Source organism: Epibacterium sp. Ofav1-8, assembly GCF_022348185.1.
GTDB lineage: Bacteria > Pseudomonadota > Alphaproteobacteria > Rhodobacterales > Rhodobacteraceae > Epibacterium.
Genome location: NZ_JAKRFD010000028.1, coordinates 1 through 4197 on the forward strand (window position 1 = coordinate 1; position 4197 = coordinate 4197).

Consider the following 4197-nt stretch of genomic DNA (forward strand, 5'->3'; position numbering starts at 1 on the left):
ATCAATACGTCGGGGATGTCATCGGCCTCGCTGGAGGCGGCTATGTCGTCACCTGGAGGGGGCGGGCAGGCTCCTGGGGAGGGGACAGTGACGATGGTGTGTTCGGGCAGATCTTTGATGCAGATGGCGTCAGGGTGGGAAGCGACTTTCACGTCAACACCACCACGAGCGGCCTGCAGAACGCCTCACAGCTTGTGGCACTCGAGGATGGGGGCTTCATTGCGTATTGGCAGAGCCCTGGCAGCAACAGCGTAACAACTTCGATCCTGTTCCAGCGCTACGCTGCCGATGGAACCCCCGTTGGCGATGAGACGGTACTGCAAACCGCGACCCCGCCACGGGAATCTCGGGACTGGCAGCTTATCAGCCTGGAGGGCGGCGGCGTAGCTGCCATCTGGAGGCTCGCAGATACCGGTGACAATGAGGTCTACATCCAAAGTTTTAACCTGGATGGCACTCCGCTCACCGAGCTGACCACTCTCGTGGAGCCCGCAGGCACATGGGCCACCAACTTCCGCATCGATCTGGATCAGCTGTCCGATGGTCGACTGCTGGTCACATGGGAAGGCGACGGGCCGGACAATATCTACACCCAAACCCTGGATGCGCCGCCAAGCATCAATGACGGACCATCAGATACTGTCCAAGAGGTCCCCACGTTCCTCGCCGCTTTCAGCCCATCCTCGGTTGCGCTTCCAGAGCCGGACGGTGGCCGTTTGCTGGTGTGGTCCGGCGGCGATGGGGCCGGTACCGGGATCTGGGCGCAGCGGTATGATCGCAACGGCGATGAGGTGGGCGCGAGTTATCGTCTGAACCAGGATGTCACGGGGAATCAAACCTCTCCCGAGGCCACACTTCTGGCGTCAGGGCAAGTTGCCGTTACATGGATGAGCGACGGCGATCTATACGCCAGCGTGCTGGACAGTAGCGGCCAGGTCATCGCGGAAATCCCGGTCGGCAACCACAACATGTCTCAATATGCCTATGAAGTTGGCGCTCTGGCCGATGGCAGCTTTGTCGTTGTCTGGAGTACCTACGCCTATTCGACGGGGACCCTTCGCGACGTGATGGCCCAGAGGTTCAGCGCCACCGGTGTCGCGTTGGACGCCGAGCCGGTGATGGTCCCGACCTCCATAGACCATTATCAATACGTCGGGGATGTCATCGGCCTCGCTGGGGGCGGCTATGTCGTAACCTGGAGGAGCGGGGGCAGTAATGCTAATGTGTTCGGGCAGATCTTTGATGCAGATGGCGTCAGGGTGGGAGGCGACTTCCGCGTCAACACCACCACGAGCGGCCTGCAGAACGCCTCACAGCTTGTGGCACTCGAGGATGGGGGCTTCATTGCGTATTGGCAGAGCCCTGGCAGCAACAGCGTAACAACTTCGATCCTGTTCCAGCGCTACGCTGCCGATGGAACCCCCGTTGGCGATGAGACGGTACTGCAAACCGCGACCCCGCCACGGGAATCTCGGGACTGGCAGCTTATCAGCCTGGAGGGCGGCGGCGTAGCTGCCATCTGGAGGCTCGCAGATACCGGTGACAATGAGGTCTACATCCAAAGTTTTAACCTGGATGGCACTCCGCTCACCGAGCTGACCACTCTCGTGGAGCCCGCAGGCACATGGGCCACCAACTTCCGCATCGATCTGGATCAGCTGTCCGATGGTCGACTGCTGGTCACATGGGAAGGCGACGGGCCGGACAATATCTACACCCAAACCCTGGATGCGCCGCCAAGCATCAATGAAGTGGTAGATGCTTTTGTATTCCAAGACATAGGCACGTCTAGCCATGCCAAGGAAGGTGCTTCAGAGGTGATGGCCACAACAATTGAGGGCGTGGTATCATCAGATTTTAAGACGCCAACACATATCATACCTGATGAGCCCATCACGTTTGAGCTACCGGATTGGGATGAGTTAGCTTTTATCTAACACTGGTATTGAACGGATTGATGCGATTTCAATGGAAGCGGTTGCCCATTGCAGGTTGTACAGACCTTCCCCAAGGCGTTGCCACCCCGCCAACTGTGCGAAGGCGGGGTGGCAGCGGGTGTCGGACGCTTAATCGACGTATCGCTCGATGAGACCAGCCAACTTGCTGCGGGCGAGGTTCTGCAACACGTGATCGTTTGGCCCCAGGCGCAGGATCGCGTCGGGAACAGAGGCCTTTGCGTGATCCACGGCCTCGCGGATCAGGACCTCCGCAGCTTCATCTGGGCCGCGCTCCAGACCGGCGCGGATACCGCTCATCAGGGCGCTGTGCAGCGCGTCGCGGTGGCGGGCCTCGATGTCGAGACCCCAGCGCCGTTTGGCGGTATGGGCCGCGCTGCCGATCAGTGCCGTCAAAAGCACGCTCAGCCCGCTCAGGGCCACCGGCAGCAATTCCTGCAAGATGTCATTCATAAGCCTATCCTTTCGATTTCAGGTGGAAGAAAGCCGACCGCCGCTTAGCTGCGGAGGAAGGCGAGGACGCGCTGCAGCCAGTTCGGGCGCGGCGCGGGTTTTGGGGATGTGGATACAGGTGGCAGGGTGAGCAGCGCCTGATGCAGCGCGGCGCGGGTCTGTGGGCCGATCACCCCGTCCACAGTCAATCCGGCGGAACGCTGGAAGGCGCGCGCGTCCGTGGGCGCATGTCCAAGAAGGACAAGCTGTGCCCGGTCGGTCCAGGCCTGCCGCTCTGCCAGATGGTTGAAGCCGCCGTTGACCTTGCGGGTGATCCCGCGCACGTCGCCAAGATCGGCCAGCGCGTTCAGCCCCCGCGCGGTCCAGTACCAAAGCGCAACCAGACCCTCCCAGGGATCGGTCAGCACCGCATCGGGATCGGCCTCAAAGTCCGGCGCGGTATGATCGAGGCCACGCGCCCAGGCGGTGAACGCCCGATAGTTCCAGCGCCCGGTGATCTGGATCGGCCCGCGTCCACGCAACAGGTAGCCATCGCCATCGCGTTCCCGCGTATTGCCAAGATCGGTGCGGATGTCGTAGCGCTGCTGCGCCGGTGTCGGCCCCCACAGCTCCCGGTCGTAGCGAAACGCCCCGCTTTCCAGCAGCACCTGCCCCAGAAGACAGGACAGCCGGTGCCGCCGGTTCAGCCCGAGGTCGCCGCCATAGGTGTTCAGCGACAGCAGGAACGACCGGGCGTTTGCCTCCTGCGCGCTGGCCGTCGGGATCTTGCCGGTGATCTTTTCCAGGGTGTCAAAGGTGAGAATGTCGGTCATGCCGCCTCCAAATGAGAACGCCCCGCGCAAGGTGACCTTGGCGAGGCGGGGTGGTTTCAGAATGTCGGGGAGTGGATCAGCGGATCGGAGCGCGTTCCATGCGTTCGAGCCGGTTGTCGATCTTGTTGAGGGTGGAGAGGATGAGAGACAGGCGCTCATCCTGGCGAGCGAGCGCGGTTTCATTGGTGCGCACGCGGGCGGTCAGCGTCACCTGGCGCGCCTCGGAGGCGGTCAGATCCGTGCGCAGGGCGTTGATGGTCCTGGAGAGACCGGCGGTTTCCCCGCGCAGGGTGGCCACCTGAATGCCGACCCAGAGCCCTGCCCCGACCAGCCCGCAGGCCACGGTCCAGGCAAGGGATTTGTTCATGGTGATCCCGCGATCGCTGTTTTCAATCATGGCCATTCTTCTGTGCCCTTATCCTGCGAATGCGGCGTCAAAGGCCGCCTGAACATCGAAGCCCGCCGGGGCCGCGCTGGATGCGATCTGCGCCGCCACTACAGCCTCGGCGGCAAAGCAGGCCTGGACGTGCTGCACCACTGCCGCCGCTGCGGCCTCGATCTGCGATTGCGTCAGCTCTACAAAGCCCGCCGGTGTCTTCCAGGCGACCGGCGCGGCGATCATGCCCTGGTCAAGCGCGCTGACCGCGCCGGAGAGCGCGAGGCGGGTGGTTTCATCGCCGGGCATGTGCAGGCCGCCGGGCAGGGTCACACCCGCAAGTGTGCGCTTCCAGCGCAGGTCTGCCAGATCGGCCAGCGCCTGTGCCCGCGCGGCCTCGGTGCGGTCCTGGGCGGTGATGACCTGGGAGAAGTCGATGGTGCTCATGGCGCGAGGTCCTCTGCGGGGGTGGATTGATAGGCGGGGAGCGGCACCGGCCCGTCGCCGGTCAGGCTCAGGGGCTGCGCAAAGCGGGTGGCCTCGGGTGCCTCCGGCCCGTGGGGCAGGATCAGGGTCAGGCGGATCTCGCCGCCCGCGCGGG

5 protein-coding genes are annotated in these 4197 nt (G+C 63.3%); 1 reads left to right on the plus strand and 4 read right to left on the minus strand.

The genetic code is table 11. The annotated features are described in order from the left end of the window. On the plus strand, nucleotides 1-1937 hold a 1937-nt coding region (locus tag MHM97_RS22595; protein ID WP_239325882.1), incomplete at its 5' end, for a hypothetical protein. 129 nt (nucleotides 1938-2066) lie between these two features. Here MHM97_RS22595 and MHM97_RS22600 read toward each other — a convergent pair. From MHM97_RS22600 to MHM97_RS22615, 4 genes are all read right to left on the minus strand, one after another. Beyond that, complete coding sequence (locus tag MHM97_RS22600) at nucleotides 2067-2408, minus strand: hypothetical protein (RefSeq protein WP_239325883.1); 342 nt, start codon at nucleotides 2406-2408, stop codon at nucleotides 2067-2069. Between the two features lie 44 nt (nucleotides 2409-2452). After that, nucleotides 2453-3220, minus strand: coding sequence for a peptidoglycan-binding protein (locus MHM97_RS22605; RefSeq protein ID WP_239325884.1), 768 nt, complete (start codon nucleotides 3218-3220; stop codon nucleotides 2453-2455). A gap of 76 nt (nucleotides 3221-3296) precedes the next feature. Beyond that, nucleotides 3297-3617, minus strand: coding sequence for a hypothetical protein (locus MHM97_RS22610; RefSeq protein WP_239325885.1), 321 nt, complete (start codon nucleotides 3615-3617; stop codon nucleotides 3297-3299). 18 nt (nucleotides 3618-3635) lie between these two features. Further along, the gene (locus MHM97_RS22615) at nucleotides 3636-4043 is read right to left on the minus strand and encodes a DUF4376 domain-containing protein (RefSeq protein WP_239325886.1); all 408 of its coding nucleotides are present in this window, start codon (nucleotides 4041-4043) and stop codon (nucleotides 3636-3638) included. Nucleotides 4044-4197: the final 154 nt, after the last annotated feature.